The sequence below is a fragment of the Thioalkalivibrio sp. HL-Eb18 genome (genome assembly GCF_000364985.1).
GTDB lineage: Bacteria > Pseudomonadota > Gammaproteobacteria > Ectothiorhodospirales > Ectothiorhodospiraceae > Thioalkalivibrio.
Map to the genome: position 1 here is coordinate 23,277 of NZ_KB822961.1, position 18,863 is coordinate 42,139.

Sequence of the window (18,863 nt, forward strand, 5' to 3'; positions counted from 1 at the left end):
TCACAACCAGGGACAGGGCAGATGAGCATCAAGTCGGACCGCTGGATCCGGGAGATGGCCGAGACGAAGGGCATGATCGAGCCCTTCGAGCCCGGTCAGGTCCGCTATCACGACGAGCAGCGCATCGTCTCCTACGGCACGTCCAGCTACGGCTATGACGTGCGCTGCTCGGACCATTTCAAGATCTTCACCAACATCAACTCGAGCATCGTCGACCCCAAGGGCTTCGACGAGGGCAGCTTCGTGGATGTGCATTCGGATGTCTGCATCATCCCGCCCAACTCGTTCGCGCTGGCGCATACGGTGGAGTACTTCCGCATCCCGCGTGATGTGCTGACGATCTGTCTCGGCAAGTCGACCTACGCGCGCTGCGGCATCATCGTGAACGTGACTCCGCTGGAACCCGAGTGGGAAGGCCATGTGACGCTGGAGTTCTCCAACACCACGCCGCTGCCGGCCAAGATCTACGCCAACGAGGGCGTGGCGCAGATGCTGTTCCTGCAGTCCGACGAGGTCTGCGAGACCTCCTACAAGGACCGCGGTGGCAAGTACCAGGGCCAGCGCGGCGTGACGCTCCCGCGCACCTGACGTTCTGTCCATACGCTCACCAGGAGACCCGCCATGCGTATCGTGATCGCGCTGGGCGGAAACGCCCTGCTGCAACGCGGCGAGACGCCGTCGGCCGAGGCCCAGCGGCGCAACGCCCGTGCCGCGGCGCGGGCCATCGCCGATGTCGCCAACGAGCACGAGGTCGTCGTGACTCATGGCAATGGCCCGCAGGTGGGGCTGCTCGCCAGTCAGGCGGAGGCCGATTCCATCCACTGGCCGCTGGATGTGGTCGGCGCCGAGAGCCACGGGATGATCGGGTACATCCTGGCGCAGGAACTGCACAACGCCCTGGGCCATGACCGGATCGCCAGCCTCCTGACGCAGACCGAAGTGGATCCGGACGATCCGGCATTTTCCTGCCCCGAGAAGTTCATTGGTCCGGTATGGGATGAATCCCGGGCGCGCGCGCTGGCCGAGGAGCGCGGCTGGGATATCGCCCGCGACGGCGACGGCGACGGCGACGGCTGGCGTCGCGTGGTCGCCTCGCCGGAGCCGCGGAAGGTACTGGGCGTGGAGGCCGTGCGGGCCCTGGTCGACGGCGGGTCCCTCGCGATCTGCGCGGGGGGCGGCGGCGTACCGGTCGCGCGCGACGACGAAGGCCGGCTGTACGGCATCGAGGCGGTGGTGGACAAGGACCTGACCGCCGCACGCCTCGCATTGGAGCTGGGCGCGGACTGGCTGTTGATGCTGACGGACGTCGACGGCGTCTACTGGAATTGGGGCGAGCCCGATGCCACGCGGCTGAAGGCATTGCTGGTCAGCGCGGTCGACCCCGCGTCGTTCCCGGCCGGCTCGATGGGCCCGAAGATGGAGGCTGCCCGGCGCGTGGCCGATCAGGGTGCCCGGGCCGGGATCGGGGCACTCGAGGACGCCACCGCGATTATTGCGGGGCAGGCCGGGACGCGGATACTGCCGGTGGGGGCGGGGTAGCCCGCGTCGCGCGGGAATCAGCGTCTCGCCGTGGTGGATTGTTGCCAAGCCAATGGCGCCACGGCAAGCTCGCCAGTTCACGCCCCTGTCTTGCAAGGAAGAACACTATGTACCGCCACGCCCGCCTCACTGGATTCCTCGTTCTGTCGGTTGCCGCCACGCTTGTGCTGGCCGGCTGCGGGGGCGAGGAAGAAGAGATGAACCCGCCGCAAGGGCTGGAACAGCAGATGGCGCCGCAGGACATGTCCAGCGACGATGCCCGCCGCCCGACCAATCCTGGTCTGCCCGCGGCGGACGTGAAGAAGTCGGACGACTGAAGGCTGTCTGCACGACGCTGGGTCCCCTCCCGGGGTGGCTTTTCCGCACCCCGGTGCTGGGAAAAATCGTCATTTCATATTAGGATGTTGGGCTATTTTGATTCCTGCTGGGTCATCCCGCCACGATCACGCACGAGCCCTTAGGTAAGGAAGTCGACCACCATGTCCGAGACCTCAAGTTCCTCCACCGCCATCACCGGCGCCGAAATCTTCTGCCGCAGCCTGCAGGCCGAGGGTGTCGATGTCGTATTCGGGTATCCCGGCGGGGCGGTACTGCACATCTATGATGCGCTGTATCGCCAGGACAAGGTCTCGCACGTACTGGTGCGCCACGAGCAGGGCGCGGTGCACGCGGCCGAGGGCTATGCCAAGTCCTCCGACAAGCCGGGTGTCGCGCTGGTGACTTCCGGTCCCGGTGCGACCAACGCGATTACCGGCATTGCCGACGCCTATATGGATTCGGTGCCGCTGGTGGTGTTCACCGGCCAGGTGCCGACCAGCCTGATCGGCAACGACGCCTTCCAGGAAGTGGATACCGTGGGGATTACCCGCCCCTGCGTGAAGCACAACTTCCTGGTCAAGGACGTGAAGGACCTGGCGACCACCATCAAGAAGGCCTTTTACGTGGCGACTACGGGTCGTCCGGGCCCGGTGGTCGTGGATATCCCGAAGGATGTGACCGCGGCGAGCTGCGAGTTCGAGTATCCCGAGTCCATCCACATGCGCTCGTACAACCCGACCTTTGGCGGCTATACCGGCCAGATCGACAAGGCGGTGGACCTGATCCTGTCGGCGAAGCAGCCGATGATCTACACCGGCGGCGGCGTGATTCTGGGGCGTGGCTCCGAGGCACTGACCGAGTTCACCCGCAAGCTGGGTTACCCGATCACCAACACCCTGATGGGCTTGGGCGGCTATCCGGCGTCGGACAAGCAGTTCCTCGGCATGCTGGGCATGCATGGTACCTACGAGGCCAACATGGCCATGCACCACGCCGATGTGCTGATCGCGATCGGCGCGCGCTTTGACGACCGCGTGACCGGCAACATCGAGAAGTTCTGCCCGCACGCGAAGATCGTGCATGTCGATGTCGATCCGTCCTCGATCTCCAAGAACGTGAAGGTCGATGTGCCGATCGTGGGTGAAGTGGAGCCGGTGCTGCGCGCGTTGATCAAGGCGCTGGACGCCGCCAAGGCGAAGCCGGATCCCGAGGCGCTGGACGCCTGGTGGAAACAGATCGGCGAGTGGCAGTCACAGGACTGCCTGAAATACGACCGCGACTCCGAACTGATCAAGCCACAGTATGTGGTGCAGAAATTCTGGGAGCTGACGCAGGGCGATGCCTTTGTGACCTCCGACGTCGGCCAGCACCAGATGTGGGCGGCGCAGTTCTACGGCTTCGACAAGCCCAACCGCTGGATTAACTCGGGTGGCCTGGGGACGATGGGCGTGGGCCTGCCGTTCGCGATGGGCGTGCAGTTCGCGCACCCGGACGCGACGGTCGGCTGCATCACCGGCGAGGCCAGCATCCAGATGTGCATCCAGGAGCTGTCGACCTGCTACCAGTACCAGCTCCCGATCAAGATCCTGAACCTGAACAACCGCTATCTGGGCATGGTCCGGCAGTGGCAGGAGTTCTTCTATCAGGGGCGCTACGCGATGTCCTACATGGACGCCCTGCCCGACTTCGTGAAGCTGGCCGAGGCCTATGGCCACGTCGGCATGCGCATCGACAAGCCGGGCGACGTCGAGGGTGCGATCAAGGAGGCCCTCGCGCAGAAGGAACGCCTGGTGTTTTTGGACTTCATTACGGATCAGTCCGAGAACGTCTATCCGATGATCCCGGCCGGCGCCGGCCAGAACGAAATGATCCTGGTCTGAACCGGGTACAGGGAAGAGCCGTATGCGTCATATCATCAGTGTCCTGCTGGAAAACGAATCCGGTGCCCTCTCAAGGGTGGCCGGCCTGTTCTCCGCGCGTGGCTACAACATCGAATCGCTGACCGTCGCGCCGACCGACGACCCGTCGCTGTCGCGCATGACCATCGTCACCAGTGGCTCCGACGAGATCGTCGAGCAGATCACCAAGCAGCTGAACAAGCTGGTCGACGTGATCAAGCTGCTGGACATGACCGCTCACCCGCACATCGAGCGCGAGATGGCGCTGATCAAGGTGCGCGTCGGCGAGGCGGCCGACCGTGAAGAGGTCAAGCGCCTGACCGATATCTTCCGCGGTCGCATCATCGACGTGACCCAGCAGACCTACGTGATCGAGATCACCGGCGAGGGCTCCAAACTGGATGCCTTCCTCGAGGCGGTCTCGCCGTTTCCGGTGCTGGAGGTCGTGCGTTCGGGTGTGATGGGCATCGCCCGCGGCGACGTCGCGCTGCAGCTGTAATCGTCTTCGCTTTCGTCCGTGCCGGCCGGGCACGGGCTTTTAATTCGTCATCGGCCCCCTGTCGGGGCCTGTTGCCAAGGAAATGACTGCCATGAATCTGTATTACGACAAAGACGCCGACCTCTCCATCATCCAGGGCATGAAGGTCGCGATCATCGGCTACGGCTCGCAGGGTCACGCCCATGCGAACAACCTGAAGGACTCCGGCGTGGACGTGACCGTGGGTCTGCGCGACGGTTCCGCCTCGCGCGCCAAGGCCGAGGAGGCCGGACTTAAGGTCGCCGATGTCGACGCCGCGACCGCTGGCGCCGACCTGATCATGGTGCTGGCCCCGGACGAGTATCAGGCGGCCCTGTACCGCGACGTCCTGGAACCCAACCTGAAGCAGGGCGCGACCCTGGCCTTCGCCCACGGCTTCGCGATCCACTACAACCAGATCGTTCCGCGCAAGGACCTGGACGTGATCATGATCGCGCCCAAGGCCCCGGGCCACACCGTGCGCTCCGAATTCGTGCGTGGCGGCGGCATCCCCGACCTGATCGCGATCCAGCAGGACGCCTCCGGCAAGGCCCGTGACATCGCGATGTCCTACGCCTCCGCGATCGGCGGCGGCCGCACCGGCATCATCGAGACCACCTTCAAGGACGAGACCGAGACCGATCTGTTCGGCGAGCAGGCCGTGCTTTGCGGCGGTGCGGTGGAACTGGTCAAGGCTGGTTTCGAGACCCTGACCGAGGCCGGCTACGCCCCGGAGATGGCCTACTTCGAGTGCCTGCACGAGCTCAAGCTGATCGTCGATCTGATGTACGAGGGCGGTATCGCCAACATGAACTACTCGATCTCCAACAATGCGGAGTACGGGGAATACGTGACCGGTCCGCAGGTGATCAACGAGGAGTCGCGCTGGGCGATGCGCGAGGCGCTGAAGAACATCCAGAATGGCGAGTACGCCAAGCAGTTCATCCTGGAAGGCGCGATGAACTACCCGTCGATGACCGCCAACCGCCGCCTGAACGCGGCCCACGAGATCGAGCAGGTGGGCGAACGCCTGCGTGCGATGATGCCGTGGATCAAGGCCAACCAGCTGGTCGACAAGTCCCGCAACTGATCCGTCGGGGCGGCCCGGGGCGCAGGCCCCGGGTCGCGCACCCGCGCCCCCCTCCGAGAACCCCATGCTGTTTCCGCTTGCCCCCGAAGGCCGTGTGTTCGTGATCATCTCCGCCTGGATGGCGGTGATCTCACTGCTGGTCGGGGAGGCGGAGCTGGGCCTGTTCATGGTGCTGCTGACCGTGGCGCTGATGGGGCTTTTCCGTGATCTGCGGCGCAAGGCGGCGGCCCCCGCGCTGGGCGTGATTGCTCCGGCCGATGGCACGGTGGAGGCGATCGACGAGACGACCGATCCGTTTACCGGCGAGCCCGCCCGGCGCATCCGCATTCGCCAGCGGCGGCTGGGGGAATACAACGTCCATGCGCCGCAGGAATCGAAGGTGGTGGAGCGAATCTGGCCGGGGAAGGAGACGGATAGCCCGCCGGATGCGCAGCTCGATCACCGGCTGGCGTTTGCGCTGGCGACCGACGAGGGTACGCGCCTGACGCTCGCCCTGTCGGTCAATCACTGGCCGCGCATGATCCGCCTGCAGAATGTGGTGCCCGGCAATCGACTCGGGCGCGGCAAGCGCATGGGTTTTGCCGGATTCGGTGCTACCTTCGAGGTCTGGCTACCGGCCGGGTCGCAGGTTATGGCCCAGGTCGGCCAGAAGGTTCTGGCGGGCTCCACCGTGATCGGGGGTCTGCCGGAGGCCAGTGGCGACGAGGAAGCGACCGTGGAGGTGCTGGAGTGACGCCGGATGACGAGGGATCAAGCGACATCGACGAGATGAACGGGGCCGACGAGCGGCACGAGGGCCGTGCCCGGCGTCGCCGCGGGATCTTTCTGCTGCCCAACCTGTTCACGACCGGGGTGCTCTTCTCCGGCTTCTTCGCGATTGTCTCCGCGATCAATGGCGAGTTTACGACCGCCGCGATCGCAGTGTTCGTGGCCATGGTCCTGGATACCCTGGATGGCCGCGTGGCGCGGATGACGGACACGCAAAGCGAGTTCGGGGCGCAATACGACTCGCTTTCCGACCTGGTCTCCTTCGGCGTGGCCCCGGCCCTGGTCGTTTACCTGTGGCAGTTGCAGGACCTGGGCAATCTCGGCTGGGTGGCGGCCTTCTTCTTTGCCACGGCCGCGGCATTGCGTCTCGCGCGCTTCAACAGCCGTCTGGCCGTCGTCGACAAGCGTTTCTTTCAGGGGCTGCCGAGCCCCGCTGCCGCTGCACTGGTGGTCGGGATGGTCTGGGTGCTGGAGGATCTCGGCATTCCGGCGGACCTGGCCGATCCGTACGTAGTCGCAATCCTGATCGTGACGGTTCTGGCGGGTGCGGCGATGGTCAGCAATCTGACCTACTTCAGCTTCAAGGACATGGACTTCAAGCATCGGGTGCCCTTCCTGGCGATTGTCGGAGTGGTGGGGGCACTGATGCTGCTGGCGCTGGATCCGCCCAAGGTCCTTTGGGCGGGTTTCGTGGTTTATGCCCTCTCCGGGCCCTTGCTGACGCTGGAGCGCTGGCGCCGCCATCGGCGTCGTACTCCCTCGGGGGACTGAGGCGTGGAGCTGTCGGCGCGCAAACGCCGTATCCTGGCCGACATGGGGATCCCCGTCTGGCGTGCCCGGGACGGCGCCTTTCCGGGCGTGCGGGTGGCAGCCCCGATCGCAGCCCCGGTCGCCGAGTCTCCCGCTGCGCCGCTAATGACCGAGGCCGAGTCGGCCCAGGCACCCGGCGCACCCTCGGAGACATCCGAGCCGCTCGTGCCCCCCGCGGACGTGCCGGTGGAAGGCGGGGTCGCGGCATTGGACTGGCCAGAGCTCGAAGCCCGCGTGCGCGACTGCACGGCCTGCGCCGAACTCGCGGCCCAGCGTACGCAGACCGTGTTCGGCGTTGGCGATCGCCGTGCCCGGTGGCTGTTCGTGGGCGAGGCCCCGGGGGCCGAGGAAGACCGCCGGGGCGAGCCGTTTGTCGGGCGTGCCGGCCAGTTGCTGGACAGCATGCTCGCCGCGCTGGGGCTCGATCGCCGGCAGGATGTCTTTATCGCGAATGTCCTCAAATGTCGCCCGCCGAACAACCGCGACCCCAGTCCGGACGAGTCCCGGGCCTGCCGCGGCTTCCTCGACCGGCAGATCGCGCTGGTGCAGCCGGAGGTAATCGTGGCGCTCGGGCGTATCGCCGCCCAGCATCTGCTGGAGACCGACCAGCCACTGGGGCGCATGCGTGGCAGCCTGCATCGGTATCGTGATGTCCCGCTGGTGGTGACCTATCATCCGGCCTATCTGCTGCGGAAGCCGCAGGACAAGGCCAAGGCCTGGCAGGATCTGCTGCGCGCGCGGGCCTGCCTGGCCAAAACTCCCGATGAGTAACCCCAAAATGTGTGTGTATCCGGGAACGCAGCGACCGTGTAGCCGCCTATAACCTGAGCACAGGAATCCAGCCCGGGAGACCTCACCCCACGTCATGAGTGCCGAGCCGCAAGTACAACCCCGGATGCGCCGCATGCTGGCCGAGGATGTCGAGCGCGTGATGAACATCGAGCGCGAGGCCTACCACTACCCATGGACTGCGCGCATCTTCGAGGACTGCATCCGGGTCGGCTATGACTGCTGGGTGCTGGAGGTGGACGAGCGCCAGGCCGGGCACGCTGTGCTGACCGTGGCGGCTGGCGAGGCGCACCTGCTGAACCTGACCGTCGACCGACGCTGGCAGGGCTACGGGCTGGGTCGCTTCATGTTGCGCCGCCTGCTCGACTATGCCTGCGAGCAGAAGGCCGAGGCCCTGTTTCTGGAGGTCCGTCCCTCCAATGTCGCAGCGGTGCAGCTCTACCGCTCGGAGGGGTTCGAGCACATCGGAACCCGGCCACGCTACTATCCGTTGCACAGCGGCCGCGAGGATGCCTGGGTGCTGAGTCGCCGATGTGACGCCCCGGCCGGGGCGTGACCCGACACAGTGTGACATCTGCCGCGTTTTTCGACGTTAGGAGAGCGTTTTGCGGCCAGCGGTTCTCGTACCCGCGGACGGGTTTTGCGCGCGGATGGGGGGCGGTCTATGATCGTAACCGGTATTGATGCCGGATTTCCCTGCGAGGCTGTCCCATGTCCCGATCCCTGCGTGCGTTGTTTGTCTCTCTTCCCCTGACTTTGCCCCTGGCCTTCGGGGTGGGTGTGGCTCAGGCCCAGGAATTCGGCTACGACGAAGTCGAACGGCAGCAGGAGCTGCTCGGCGTCTGGTACGAGATTCGCGAAGGCAATGCCCAGCGCGGTGACACCCGTGCCATGTTCGACGTGGGCATGGCCAATTACGTCGGTCGTGGTACCGACGTGGATTACGACGCGGCGCTGCACTGGTTCGCGCGTGCGGCGGATGACGATCACGCCGGCGCCCATTACTACCTTGGGTTCATGTTTGCCGCCGGCCGTGGCACGGCCGCCGATGAAGACAAGGCCCTCGAGCACTATACCCGCTCGGCCGAACTCGGCTACGCCAATGCGCAGTATTGGCTGGGCAGCCACTATGCCCGTAACGAGCAGTCGAATGGCGAAGCCCTGGAGTGGCTGGGCAAGGCAGCCGAGCAGGGGCAGGTTTCGGCCAAGTACTACTACGGTTTCCTGCACGAGACGGGTCGCGGGACGAATCCGAACCCCAGTGAGGCCGCCCGCTGGTACACCAAAGCCGCTGAGCGTGGCGATCGCAATGCGCAGATCGGTCTGGGGCGCCTGCATCAGAACGGACAGGGCGTGGAGCGTGATCTGGTCGAAGCCTATGTCTGGTATTCCCTGGCCGAGGACCGCGAACGCATGGAAACCGTGAAGGCGCGCATGAGTCCGCGTGACCTGGACCTGGCCCAGAGCCGGCTGGACGAACAGTCCTCCGCGATCCAGCGAGCATCTGCGCGCTAGCCGCAACCATTACGGTTCAGGGCCTACTGCAAACGGCCCCGGATGTTCATCCGGGGCCGTTTGCATTCCGGGCACCGGGAAGCGCAACGTCTACCCCGTTTTCGCGTTAAACTCCCGCGCTTCACTCAGGCGACCCAAGACCATGTCCTTTCTCGAGGAAACCGCCCGGCGCCGGACGTTTGCGATCATCTCGCACCCGGACGCGGGCAAGACCACCATGACCGAAAAGCTCCTGCTGTACGGTGGGGCGATCCAGCTCGCCGGTACGGTCAAGGGGCGCAAGGCTTCGCGCCATGCCACCTCCGACTGGATGGAGATGGAAAAGCAGCGCGGCATCTCGGTGACCTCCTCGGTGATGCAGTACCCCTACAAGGGCCGCATCGTGAACCTGCTGGACACCCCGGGGCACGCGGACTTCTCCGAGGACACCTACCGCACCCTGACCGCGGTGGACTCCGCGCTGATGGTGATCGACGCGGCCAAGGGCGTGGAGGAACGCACCATCAAGCTGATGGAGGTCTGTCGGCTGCGCGACACGCCGATCATGACCTTCGTCAACAAGATGGACCGCGAGGGCCGCGACCCGATCGAACTGCTCGACGAGGTCGAAGAGGTGCTGAAGATCCAGTGCGCCCCGATCACCTGGCCGATCGGTTCCGGCAAGCGCTTTCGCGGTGTCTACCATATCCGCCGCGATGCGGTGCATCTGTACGACCCGGAAGAGGGCGGCAAGAAGTCTACCGGCGAGATCATCGAAGGGCTGGACAATCCGCGCCTGGACGAGGTGCTCGGTGCACAGGCCGAGGAGCTGCGGGACGAAATGGAACTGGTGCGAGGTGCCTCGCACGAGTTCGACGCCGACGGCTATCTGCGTGGCGAGCAGACCCCGGCCTTTTTCGGCTCCGCGATCAACAATTTCGGCATCGAGGAGCTGCTGGACGACTTCGTCGAGTACGCCCCGGGCCCGCTGCCGCGGCCGACCCATTCGCGCCGGGTCGATCCCACCGAAGAGAAGTTCACCGGCTTCGTGTTCAAGATCCAGGCGAACATGGACCCGAAGCACCGCGACCGCATCGCGTTCATGCGCATCTGCTCCGGTACCTTCGACAAGGGCGCGAAGCTGCGCCATGTGCGTATTGGGCGCGACGTAAAGATCCCCGATGCGCTGACCTTCATGGCCTCGGACCGCGAGCATGTGGAGACCGCCTATCCGGGCGACATCATCGGCATCCACAACCACGGCACCATCCGCATCGGGGACACCTTCACCGAGGGCGAGGAACTGACCTTTACCGGCGTGCCCAACTTCGCGCCGGAGCTGTTCCGTCGCGCGCAGCTGAAGGACCCGCTGAAGATGAAGCAGCTCGCCAAGGGCCTGCAGGAGCTGTGCGAGGAGGGCGCGACCCAACTCTACCGCCCGCTGACCAACAACGACCTGATCCTGGGCGCGGTCGGCGTGCTGCAGTTCGATGTGGTCGCCGAGCGCCTGCGTACCGAGTACAAGGTCGAGGCGCAGTTCGAGAACGTGAACGTCCAGACCGCGCGTTGGGTCGAATGTGACGATCCGAAGAAGCTCGAGGAGTTCAAGGAGAAGGCCGCCGCGAACCTGGCCATCGACCACGGCGGCGATCTGGTCTATATCGCACCGACACGGGTCAACCTGCAGATGGCACAGGAAAAGTGGCCGGAGATCCGCTTCGAGGCCACCCGCGAACACGGCCAGCCGTCGGAGTAGGGAGCACTCCGGAACGTGGTTCTGGCACCGTCACCGGCGAGGAGCGAAGCGACGTGGCGAACTCCATCCAAAGCCAGCGGCGCCGGGCTTGATGCCAGCTTGAGGCGATGGCCACGGCGTCTGCGACGCCTCGCAATGACGGTGCAATCGTGTGGTGCAGGAGGAAAATATGGCGTTTCGATTCTTGTCTATAATCGGCGTGGTCGTGGCGCTGGTGGCCGGCGGCTGCGCGGTGCACAAGACCGAGACCCGAGCCGACGGGCCGGAGCCGCGTCCGGGGACGGTCAAGCAGATGAACCCGTTCCTGCATTTCCTGGAAACCCGGCCGACCCCGGAGGAATTCGAGCGCGTCTACCCGGATGTGACGCTGGTGCTGCCGGGCGAGATCGCGACCCACGAGTATCGCCAGGACCACTCGCGCTTTTTCGCCGAGCTGGATGACGAGGGCCGGATCCGGGACGGCGACTTTCGCTGAATGGTTCTTCGCATTTCCAACAGTGTCTCGGTGCCCGAGGACGAGATCGAACTGACTGCCATCCGGGCCCAGGGTGCGGGTGGTCAGAACGTGAACAAGGTGGCCTCCGCCATCCACCTGCGTTTTGACGTCCGGGCCTCCAGCCTCCCGGAGGTCTACAAGCAGCGCCTGCTGCGCCGCCGTGATCAGCGCATCAGCAAGGACGGCGTGGTGGTGATCAAGGCCCAGCAGTACCGCACGCAGGAGGCCAACCGCGAGGATGCGCTGGAGCGCCTGGCCGAGCTCCTGCGCGAGGCCGGCCGACCGATCAAGACGCGCAAGCCGACCCGTCCCACGCGCGCGTCCAAGCTGCGTCGGCTGGAGGGCAAGACCCACCGTGGCCGCAAGAAGGCCCTGCGCGGCCGCGTCGACCCCGATTAGGGAGACTGGCTGGTTGGCGATCGTCGGCCTAGTCGATGCCGAGATGCCGCGGCAGCTGGCCCAGCCGCCCCAGCGTCAGCACCGGCCGGGGCCGCCCGTGTTCCCAGGGCAGCGCGTCGGGGTTGAACCAGGCGGCCTGAAACCCTGCGTTCAAAGCCCCGAGCACGTCGCTGGTGCTGTCATCCCCCACATGCAGGATATTCTCGGCGTTGACGCCGGCCTGTTCGCGGGCCTGCGCGAAGATCACCGGATCGGGCTTGGCCGCGCCCGCCGCGCCCGCCGCGATCGCGAAGTCGAAATGGCGCCCCAGGGGGGTGCGAAAGACATCGGCATTGCCGTTGCTGATGGCGCCCAGCCGGAAGTGCCGCGCCAGGGTCGCGAGGACGCCGTCCGCCTCGGGGAACGGCGTCACCTCGTTGCGTGCATGCCAGAACACGTCGAACCCCTCGCCCGACAGGCGGTCGGGACAACAGCCGCAGTCCGTGGCCAGCTCGCGCAGCCAGCGCTTGCGCAGGCCGGTCAGGTCGTGGCGCTCCTCCGGTGGCGCGGCGCGCATGAAGGTGGTGCGCGCGGCGATCAGTTCCTGCGGATCGAAGCGCTCGCAGACGACCGGTGCATGCTCCCGCAGCCAGGCGTAGAAGCGCGCCTCCGCGTGGTGGATGACCGGCATCACTGGCCACAAGGTGTCGTCGAGGTCGAAGGTCAGGCAGCGTACGCCGGCCAGGGGCGTGGAGTTGGGGATGGAGGATCGCATCCTCAAAGCATAATGGCCCGCACCGGGCCATGCGGGATATCGTCAGCTGATTTAGGGTTGCGGGCATCCCGTGTGGGCGGCATGTTGGGGGGCATACACGAACGGGAGCGCGGGATGGATACGGACAATGCCGAGGTATGGCCGCGTTACGCACTAGGCCAGCGGATCGTGCACTGGGCGGTCGCCGCGCTGGTGCTGGGTGCCCTGGCGCTGGGTGGTACGATTGGCTGGTATGGCTTCGAGGGGTTGCAGGCGCGCTTTGGCGAAGACACGACCGACACGATCTACACCTGGCACAAGAGCTTCGGGGTGCTGGTGTTGCTGCTGATGCTGGTGCGTGTGGGTCTGCGTCTGCGTCACGGCAAGCCGGCCTACGCGGTCGCGTTGCCCCCGGCCCAGCGCATCGCCGCTGAATCCGTCCACGGGCTGTTGTATCTGCTCCTGATCGTGATGCCGGTGATCGGCTGGTGGGCGACGGCGGCCGGTGGCTACCCGGTGCAGCTGGGCCCGCTGATCCTGCCGGGTCTGTTCCCGGAAAACGAGGCGCTGTCGGAGACCCTGTTCGCCTGGCATCAGATCGTGGGGATCACCATTCTGGTGCTGGCACTGGGCCATATCTCGGCGGCCCTGTACCACTGGCGTGTGCGTCGGGATGGGGTATTGCAGCGGATGACCTTTGGTTCGCCGCGGCGCTGATGCCTGTCCGCCCATGATCCGACTGCTGCTGGCCTTTGCGGCACTCAACGTTGTGCTGCTGGGGCTGGATGTGCCCCGCCACGCGGGGATCGGGCCCCACTGGCTGGCCTGGGAGGCGGTCCTGCTGGTCGGGCTGTTCGCGCTGCTGCCCACCGGGCGACTGGCGCGGACGCTGGCCTGGCTGGCCGGTTTCGTCCTGCTGGCGCTGGTGGTGCTGGCACTGTTCGATGCCCTGACCCGAGTCAGTCTGGTGCGCCCCCTGAACGTGATGCAGGACTGGATCCTGCTGGACGCGGTCTGGCGGCTGGTGACCGGCAATCTGGATCTCTGGGCCACGGTGGCGCTGGTGGTCGTCCTGGCCGCGGGGCTGGTCGCGGTCATCGCGGGCGCCGCTCGTGGCCTGTTCGGCTTGACCGCGCAGCCGCTACCCGAGCGCCGGATACCCCTGTCCATCGCGGTCGGGCTGGTCACGCTCGGGTTGGTAGGGGCGGTCGTTTCCGTGCGCGGCGAGGCACCGCCGGGTACAGCCGTACCCGGGATCGTTTCGATCCAGGAACAGATCGTGGCCGGGCAGGGGGCGCTGGCGGAGAACCGTTCCTTTCGCGAAGGCCTGGAACGGACCCGCGAGCAGGCCGAGGGGCGTCCCCTGACGGGTCTGGCTGACGTCGACGTGATCCTGGGGCTGGTCGAGTCCTACGGGGTCTCGGCGGTGTTCGACGAGCGCTATGCCCCGGTCATCGTGCCGAGTCTCGAATCCATTGGCGAGCAGCTCGAGGCCTCGGACCTGCATGTGGTGACCGGCGTACTGGAGGCCCCGATCGCCGGGGGGCAGTCCTGGCTGGCGCAGGCCTCGCTGCTGACGGGTCTGCAGGTGCGTTACGCGGGGCATTATGACGCCCTGCAGGTGCAGACCCGCGACACCCTGGTGCAGGACTTCCAGGCGACCGGGCACGAGACGGCCATGCTGGCGCCGGCGATCCAGCTCGACTGGCCGGAGGGACAGTGGTTTCGCTGGGACGACATCATCGACAAGCACGGGTTCGACTATGCCGGGCCGCCGTTTTTCTGGGTGACCATGCCGGATCAGTACACCTGGTCGTTCTTCGAACGCGAGATCCGCGGGCCCTCGCAACGCCCCGTGTTTGCGATGCTGGCCCTGATCAGCTCGCATGCACCGTGGACCCCGATCCTGCCGGTGCTGGAGGACTGGGAGACGATCGGGGACGGCGCGATCTTCGACGAGTGGGCGGGCCAGGGGCCCACGCCGGAGGCGCTGTGGCGGGACTTCGGTCGTGTGCGCGAGTTCTACGCGGAGTCGGTGCGCTATTCGCTGGAGGTGACCGGTGGCTATGCCGCCCGCTACGTGGACGAGGACACGCTGTTCTTCATGCTGGGCGATCATCAGCCGGCTGCCCTGGTCACCGGTCAGGACGCCAGCTGGGCCGTGCCCGTGCACATCATCAGCGGTGATCCGGCCTTGCTGGAGCCATTTCGCGAATACGGCTTCGTCCCGGGCATGCAGCCGCCCTCGGAGCGGGCGGAGCATGGCTTTGACGCCCTGCGCGACTGGCTGCGCGAGGCCTTCGGGACGCCTCCGGGTTCGGACTAGTCGTCGCCTTCCGGGGCTTCGTAGTCTTCCTCGAGCAGCTCGCGCATCTGGTCGACGACGCCGGGCTCGGTCCACTCGATCGCGCCGAACAGGTAGTAGCGCAGGTTGCCCTCGCGGTCGACGACATAGCTGGTGGGATAGGCCATCGCGCGCCAGTCGTTCAGCGACTCCTGGTTCGGGTCGAGCAGGATGGTGAACTCCGTTTGTACCTCGTTCTCGATGAAGTCGCGGATGGTCTCTTCGTCTTCGCCAAGATTCACCGCGAGGATGCGAAAGCCCTCTTCGCGCAGCTCGTCTTCCAGCAGCTGCATGGACGGCATTTCGTGCACGCAGGGCGGGCACCAGCTGGCCCAGAAGTTGATCAGCACGACCTCGCCACGATAATCCTCCAGACGGTGCTCCTCGCCGGCCAGGTCCGGGCGGACCAGCTCGGGGGCCGCGATCGGTTCGTCCAGCGCATCCAGCTGGACGTCGCCGCCGGTAGGCGTGTTCACGCTCAGGTCCCGGTCGTCGGATGCGGCGGCGGTGCGCGCGGCCGGCAGGCGGCGCAGCAGGTCCATGCCGTAGACGAGCTCCTGGTGGAAGATCTCGCGTGCCAGGAGCTCGGCCTCCATCGCGTCGGGGCGGAAGAAGAACCGGTCACGCAGCTCGGGCAGCAGACGTGCCCCGACGGAGCTGCCGCCGTCGCTTAGCGTCGAGCGGATGAGTCCGAGGTGCTGGAACTGTGGAGAGAGCATGGGCTGGATGATGTAGACCGGCAGGTTGGTGACGCCGACGATGGGCTGCATCTCGGCTTCGTCGGTGTCCACGCCGGTGTGCAGGTATGGGCTCATCATGATCAGCCCCGCGAGGTGTTCGGCCTCCGGATGCGCCTCCTGCCAGTGGTACAGACCCGTGAGCAGCCAGGGCAGGGCGCGGTCGTTGCCGAACACGAACACCGCGCGTTCGTCCTCCGCGTGTGCGGCCTCGATCAGGTCGCCCACGGTTGCGGTCGGCATCTCGTCGAAGCTGGAGGCGGCCTCCGGGAGGAAATGCCCGGCAAACGGGTCCGCCAGCCAGACCTCGATGCCCGCGGCCTGCAGCGCCAGGGCCTGCTGCCGGTGGCCGTCCAGCAGCCCGTGCTCGGACGGGAACCACAGTAGCACGGCCTCGCCATCCGTGGGATAGCGTTCGACCGGGATCTCGGCGCCACCCGCATCGATGCCGGTGGCGGCTGACACCGCGCCGGTCTGGGCATCGTCCGGGGTTTCTTCGGCGATCTCTTGCGCCAGGGTGGGGCTGGCACACAGGGCGCCCGCCAGGAGCAGGGTGTTGAGGCACAGGGGCAAACGGATCATCGACGGGGTTCTGGTTGAATGAGTTCAAGCCGTAGACGTGCTGGTGGAGGGTTTTAATCCCCTGCGAGTGTGAACGTCAGGGCGTTTCCGGGCGCTGGGCGTCGGCGTAGGGGTAGTCGCTGGCCTCGAGGTTTTCCTGGAAGGTCTCCAGGCGCTCCACCGCCAGATCGGTCCGGTTGAACTGCGCGATATGGAACAGGGCGTCGCCCTCGTTGATCAGGGGCAGGTTGAGCTGGCCAATGATGATCCCCGAGGCCGGGGCGAGGACCTCGGTCTCGGTCTCGCCAAAGGGGTCGGAGACGATCGCCAGGCGCGTCTGGTCGCGGACCACACGGTCGCCCTGACGGACAAAGCTGCGCAGGATGCCGCTTTGCGGGGCGCGTACCCAGCCGCTGGTGCGGGCCATGATCGGCTCGCGCGGGGTGCGGCGCCGGCTCGCCGGCAGCATACCGAGATGCCGCATGACCTCGATGGTCCCGTGCACGCCGCCGCGGATGGACAGCTCGTCGAAGCGCAGCGCCTCGCCGGCCTCGTACAGCAGGATCGGGGTATCCCGCTCCGCCGCGGCCTCGCGCAGGGACCCGTCACGGAGCGCGGAATTCAGGATCACCGGCGCGCCGAACGCGCGTGCCAGGGCCTGCGTCTCCGCGTGGTCGAGGTTGGCACGGATCTGCGGCAGGTTGGAGCGATGAATGGCCCCGGTGTGCAGGTCGATCCCATGGGTGCTGCGATGGACGATCTCGCGCATGAACAGCCGCGCGACCCGGGCCCCCAGCGAGCCCTTGGGCGAGCCGGGGAAACAGCGATTCAGGTCGCGGCGGTCCGGCAGGTAGCGGCTCTGGTTGATGAAGCCGTGCATGTTGACCACGGGGATCGCCAGCAGCGTGCCCCGCATGCGCCGCAGCGCCGGGATCTTCAGCAGGCGGCGGATGATTTCCACGCCGTTGATCTCGTCGCCATGGATGGCGGCGCTGACGAACAGGACCGGCCCCTTGCGCCGACCACACAGGACCTGCACGGGCATATTGGTCGGGGTGTGGGTGTACAGGGCGCCGAGCTGCAGTTCCACCGTGCGTCGTTCACCGGGGCGGACGGTCGTCCCGCCGATGGTGATCGGGTCGTTCCGGTCGGCCCTGGGCGTGGCCATCAGCCACGGCCCTTGGTCTTGGTGCGGTTCGGCTTGGCGTTCTTCTCGATGAAGTCGATGATCATGCCGGCCACGTCCTTTCCGGAGGCGTTTTCGATCCCCTCCAGGCCCGGCGAGGAGTTGACCTCCATCACCACGGCGCCGTGGTTGGAACGCAGCAGGTCGACGCCGCAGACGTTCAAACCCATCACCTTGGCCGCGCGCACGGCGGTGGCCCGTTCCTCGGGGGTGATGCGGCACAGCGTCGCGGTGCCGCCGCGGTGCAGATTGGAACGAAACTCGCCGTCTTTCGCCTGGCGTTTCATCGAGGCGACAACCTTTTCGCCAATCACAAAGCAGCGGATATCCGAGCCCTTGGCCTCCTTGATGTACTCCTGCACCAGGATGTGCTGCTTCAGACCCATGAAGGCCTGAATCACGCTCTCGGCGGCCTGCTTGGTCTCGGCCAGCACGACCCCCAGCCCCTGGGTGCCCTCCAGCAGCTTGATCACGGCAGGTGCGCCGCCGACGGTGGCCAGCAGGTCGTCGATGTCATCGGGGGAGTGGGCAAACCCGGTCACCGGAAGGCCGATGCCGCGGCGCGAAAGCAGCTGCAGGCTGCGCAGCTTGTCGCGCGAGCGCGAGATGGCCACCGACTCGTTCAGGGGATAGACGCTCATCATCTCGAACTGGCGCAGCACGGCGGTACCGTAGAAGGTGATGGAGGCGCCAATACGCGGGATGACGGCGTTGAACTGGTCGAGCACATCACCCTTGTAGTGAATCTGGGGCTTGTGTGCGGTGATGTTCATGTAGCAGCGCAGCGGGTCCACCACGCGGATCTCGTGGCCGCGTTCCTGGGCGGCCTCGACCAGGCGCCGGGTGGAGTAGAGCTTGCTGTTGCGCGAGAGGATTCCGAGCTTCATTCGGGCGTGGGTTCCGGTGTTGCGAGATGTGGAGTGGGGCGCCCGAGCAGGAAGGAAGCACGGGGATCCACCAGAAAGCGTCCCCGCATGGCCTCGCGTCCGAGCAGCATACGAAAGCGCATGGTATCGCGGCTGGTCAGGGAGAGTTCCAGAGGAACCACTCGATCACCGATTTTTGCGCGGGTCGCGATGAAGTAGCGCTCGCTGGTATGACCGCCGGAGTCGGTGACGTTGCGAACATCCAGTACCGGGGCCTCGCACCAGGCCTCGGTCTGGTCATCCTGCTGATAGGGATGGATGCCAAAACGCACCCATTCACGCCCGTCGCGGGTAAAACTCTCGATATAGAAGGCATGCAGCGCGGAACTGCGCGCACCGGTATCCACCTTGCACTTGATGGCCCCGAGACCGAGATCCGGCAGGCCGACCCACTCGCGCCAGCCGAGCACATCTTCGGCATGCGCCGAGGGCTTGAAATGAGGCGGGCGATCCATGAGTCCCTCGGTGAATTGGGTCCGGCCTCCACTATAACGAATCGCCC

The 18,863-nt window shown here is 66.1% G+C and carries 21 protein-coding genes; 16 read left to right on the forward strand and 5 right to left on the reverse strand.

The features are described 5' to 3' along the window. Positions 1-21: 21 nt before the first annotated feature. From dcd to arfB, 14 genes are all read left to right on the forward strand, one after another. On the forward strand, positions 22-588 hold the full coding sequence (gene dcd / locus F813_RS0101500; protein WP_012983152.1) for a dCTP deaminase: 567 nt from the start codon (positions 22-24) through the stop codon (positions 586-588). Positions 589-621: 33 nt separating this feature from the next. After that, positions 622-1,539 (forward strand): carbamate kinase, encoded by a 918-nt coding sequence (locus F813_RS0101505; protein ID WP_017925289.1) that lies wholly within the window; start codon positions 622-624, stop codon positions 1,537-1,539. Between the two features lie 107 nt (positions 1,540-1,646). Next, positions 1,647-1,856: a fimbrillin family protein gene (locus F813_RS0101510; RefSeq protein ID WP_017925290.1), complete on the forward strand. Its 210-nt coding sequence runs from the start codon at positions 1,647-1,649 to the stop codon at positions 1,854-1,856. Positions 1,857-2,018: 162 nt separating this feature from the next. Beyond that, positions 2,019-3,737: a biosynthetic-type acetolactate synthase large subunit gene (ilvB, locus tag F813_RS0101515; protein ID WP_012983149.1), complete on the forward strand. Its 1,719-nt coding sequence runs from the start codon at positions 2,019-2,021 to the stop codon at positions 3,735-3,737. Between the two features lie 22 nt (positions 3,738-3,759). Further along, the gene (ilvN, locus tag F813_RS0101520; protein ID WP_012983148.1) at positions 3,760-4,254 is read left to right on the forward strand and encodes an acetolactate synthase small subunit; all 495 of its coding nucleotides are present in this window, start codon (positions 3,760-3,762) and stop codon (positions 4,252-4,254) included. A 91-nt stretch (positions 4,255-4,345) separates the two neighbouring features. Beyond that, entirely contained in the window at positions 4,346-5,362 is a 1,017-nt protein-coding gene (gene ilvC, locus F813_RS0101525; RefSeq protein ID WP_012983147.1) for a ketol-acid reductoisomerase, read from the forward strand. Between the two features lie 64 nt (positions 5,363-5,426). Beyond that, the gene (locus F813_RS0101530; protein ID WP_012983146.1) at positions 5,427-6,095 is read left to right on the forward strand and encodes a phosphatidylserine decarboxylase; all 669 of its coding nucleotides are present in this window, start codon (positions 5,427-5,429) and stop codon (positions 6,093-6,095) included. Then, complete coding sequence (pssA, locus tag F813_RS0101535) at positions 6,092-6,901, forward strand: CDP-diacylglycerol--serine O-phosphatidyltransferase (RefSeq protein ID WP_017925291.1); 810 nt, start codon at positions 6,092-6,094, stop codon at positions 6,899-6,901. The genes F813_RS0101530 and pssA overlap by 4 nt, the downstream gene beginning before the upstream one ends. A 3-nt stretch (positions 6,902-6,904) precedes the next feature. Continuing rightward, complete coding sequence (locus tag F813_RS13485) at positions 6,905-7,711, forward strand: uracil-DNA glycosylase family protein (RefSeq protein ID WP_017925292.1); 807 nt, start codon at positions 6,905-6,907, stop codon at positions 7,709-7,711. A gap of 94 nt (positions 7,712-7,805) precedes the next feature. Further along, the gene (gene rimI, locus F813_RS0101545) at positions 7,806-8,285 is read left to right on the forward strand and encodes a ribosomal protein S18-alanine N-acetyltransferase (RefSeq protein ID WP_026148092.1); all 480 of its coding nucleotides are present in this window, start codon (positions 7,806-7,808) and stop codon (positions 8,283-8,285) included. A 155-nt stretch (positions 8,286-8,440) separates the two neighbouring features. Continuing rightward, positions 8,441-9,244 carry a tetratricopeptide repeat protein gene (locus tag F813_RS0101550; protein WP_017925294.1) on the forward strand — a complete coding sequence of 268 codons (804 nt, stop codon included), beginning with the start codon at positions 8,441-8,443 and terminating at the stop codon, positions 9,242-9,244. A gap of 142 nt (positions 9,245-9,386) precedes the next feature. Then, complete coding sequence (locus F813_RS0101555) at positions 9,387-10,979, forward strand: peptide chain release factor 3 (RefSeq protein ID WP_012983141.1); 1,593 nt, start codon at positions 9,387-9,389, stop codon at positions 10,977-10,979. A gap of 169 nt (positions 10,980-11,148) precedes the next feature. Continuing rightward, complete coding sequence (locus F813_RS0101560) at positions 11,149-11,454, forward strand: hypothetical protein (RefSeq protein WP_012983140.1); 306 nt, start codon at positions 11,149-11,151, stop codon at positions 11,452-11,454. Further along, positions 11,455-11,874, forward strand: coding sequence for an alternative ribosome rescue aminoacyl-tRNA hydrolase ArfB (gene arfB, locus F813_RS0101565; RefSeq protein WP_017925295.1), 420 nt, complete (start codon positions 11,455-11,457; stop codon positions 11,872-11,874). It abuts the gene before it with no gap. A gap of 28 nt (positions 11,875-11,902) precedes the next feature. Here the strand turns inward: arfB and F813_RS0101570 are convergent, their stop codons facing one another. After that, positions 11,903-12,628, reverse strand: coding sequence for an HAD family hydrolase (locus F813_RS0101570; protein ID WP_017925296.1), 726 nt, complete (start codon positions 12,626-12,628; stop codon positions 11,903-11,905). A 114-nt stretch (positions 12,629-12,742) separates the two neighbouring features. On the opposite strand from F813_RS0101570, the gene F813_RS0101575 reads away from it, so the two are divergent. Both F813_RS0101575 and F813_RS0101580 read left to right on the forward strand, forming a co-directional pair. Then, positions 12,743-13,324, forward strand: a complete 582-nt coding sequence (locus tag F813_RS0101575; protein ID WP_017925297.1) for a cytochrome b — start codon at positions 12,743-12,745, stop codon at positions 13,322-13,324. A gap of 13 nt (positions 13,325-13,337) precedes the next feature. Then, positions 13,338-14,933, forward strand: a complete 1,596-nt coding sequence (locus F813_RS0101580) for a hypothetical protein (RefSeq protein WP_017925298.1) — start codon at positions 13,338-13,340, stop codon at positions 14,931-14,933. Here the strand turns inward: F813_RS0101580 and F813_RS0101585 are convergent. The 4 genes from F813_RS0101585 to F813_RS0101600 form a co-directional block, all read right to left on the reverse strand. Next, positions 14,930-16,270, reverse strand: a complete 1,341-nt coding sequence (locus F813_RS0101585; RefSeq protein ID WP_017925299.1) for a TlpA disulfide reductase family protein — start codon at positions 16,268-16,270, stop codon at positions 14,930-14,932. The genes F813_RS0101580 and F813_RS0101585 overlap by 4 nt on opposite strands. Positions 16,271-16,346: 76 nt before the next feature. Beyond that, positions 16,347-17,417, reverse strand: coding sequence for a succinylglutamate desuccinylase/aspartoacylase family protein (locus tag F813_RS0101590; RefSeq protein ID WP_017925300.1), 1,071 nt, complete (start codon positions 17,415-17,417; stop codon positions 16,347-16,349). Next, the gene (rimK, locus tag F813_RS0101595) at positions 17,417-18,322 is read right to left on the reverse strand and encodes a 30S ribosomal protein S6--L-glutamate ligase (protein WP_012983133.1); all 906 of its coding nucleotides are present in this window, start codon (positions 18,320-18,322) and stop codon (positions 17,417-17,419) included. The genes F813_RS0101590 and rimK overlap by 1 nt, the downstream gene beginning before the upstream one ends. Next, on the reverse strand, positions 18,319-18,816 hold the full coding sequence (locus F813_RS0101600) for an ATP-dependent zinc protease (RefSeq protein ID WP_017925301.1): 498 nt from the start codon (positions 18,814-18,816) through the stop codon (positions 18,319-18,321). Before F813_RS0101600 ends, rimK begins: the two co-directional genes overlap by 4 nt. Between the last annotated feature and the right edge of the window lie 47 nt (positions 18,817-18,863).

What these genes read in the sequence shown, in the direction of transcription:
- rimK (WP_012983133.1), bottom strand. Translation starts at nt 18,322, where the DNA reads ATGAAGCTCGGAATCCTCTCGCGCAACAGCAAGCTCTACTCCACCCGG.
- dcd (WP_012983152.1), top strand. Translation starts at nt 22, where the DNA reads ATGAGCATCAAGTCGGACCGCTGGATCCGGGAGATGGCCGAGACGAAG.
- F813_RS0101560 (WP_012983140.1), top strand. Translation starts at nt 11,149, where the DNA reads ATGGCGTTTCGATTCTTGTCTATAATCGGCGTGGTCGTGGCGCTGGTG.
- rimI (WP_026148092.1), top strand. Translation starts at nt 7,806, where the DNA reads ATGAGTGCCGAGCCGCAAGTACAACCCCGGATGCGCCGCATGCTGGCC.
- F813_RS0101510 (WP_017925290.1), top strand. Translation starts at nt 1,647, where the DNA reads ATGTACCGCCACGCCCGCCTCACTGGATTCCTCGTTCTGTCGGTTGCC.
- F813_RS0101505 (WP_017925289.1), top strand. Translation starts at nt 622, where the DNA reads ATGCGTATCGTGATCGCGCTGGGCGGAAACGCCCTGCTGCAACGCGGC.
- ilvC (WP_012983147.1), top strand. Translation starts at nt 4,346, where the DNA reads ATGAATCTGTATTACGACAAAGACGCCGACCTCTCCATCATCCAGGGC.
- F813_RS0101590 (WP_017925300.1), bottom strand. Translation starts at nt 17,417, where the DNA reads ATGGCCACGCCCAGGGCCGACCGGAACGACCCGATCACCATCGGCGGG.
- F813_RS0101555 (WP_012983141.1), top strand. Translation starts at nt 9,387, where the DNA reads ATGTCCTTTCTCGAGGAAACCGCCCGGCGCCGGACGTTTGCGATCATC.
- F813_RS0101530 (WP_012983146.1), top strand. Translation starts at nt 5,427, where the DNA reads ATGCTGTTTCCGCTTGCCCCCGAAGGCCGTGTGTTCGTGATCATCTCC.
- ilvB (WP_012983149.1), top strand. Translation starts at nt 2,019, where the DNA reads ATGTCCGAGACCTCAAGTTCCTCCACCGCCATCACCGGCGCCGAAATC.
- F813_RS0101570 (WP_017925296.1), bottom strand. Translation starts at nt 12,628, where the DNA reads ATGCGATCCTCCATCCCCAACTCCACGCCCCTGGCCGGCGTACGCTGC.
- F813_RS0101550 (WP_017925294.1), top strand. Translation starts at nt 8,441, where the DNA reads ATGTCCCGATCCCTGCGTGCGTTGTTTGTCTCTCTTCCCCTGACTTTG.
- F813_RS0101600 (WP_017925301.1), bottom strand. Translation starts at nt 18,816, where the DNA reads ATGGATCGCCCGCCTCATTTCAAGCCCTCGGCGCATGCCGAAGATGTG.
- arfB (WP_017925295.1), top strand. Translation starts at nt 11,455, where the DNA reads ATGGTTCTTCGCATTTCCAACAGTGTCTCGGTGCCCGAGGACGAGATC.
- ilvN (WP_012983148.1), top strand. Translation starts at nt 3,760, where the DNA reads ATGCGTCATATCATCAGTGTCCTGCTGGAAAACGAATCCGGTGCCCTC.
- F813_RS0101580 (WP_017925298.1), top strand. Translation starts at nt 13,338, where the DNA reads ATGATCCGACTGCTGCTGGCCTTTGCGGCACTCAACGTTGTGCTGCTG.
- F813_RS0101585 (WP_017925299.1), bottom strand. Translation starts at nt 16,270, where the DNA reads ATGATCCGTTTGCCCCTGTGCCTCAACACCCTGCTCCTGGCGGGCGCC.
- F813_RS0101575 (WP_017925297.1), top strand. Translation starts at nt 12,743, where the DNA reads ATGGATACGGACAATGCCGAGGTATGGCCGCGTTACGCACTAGGCCAG.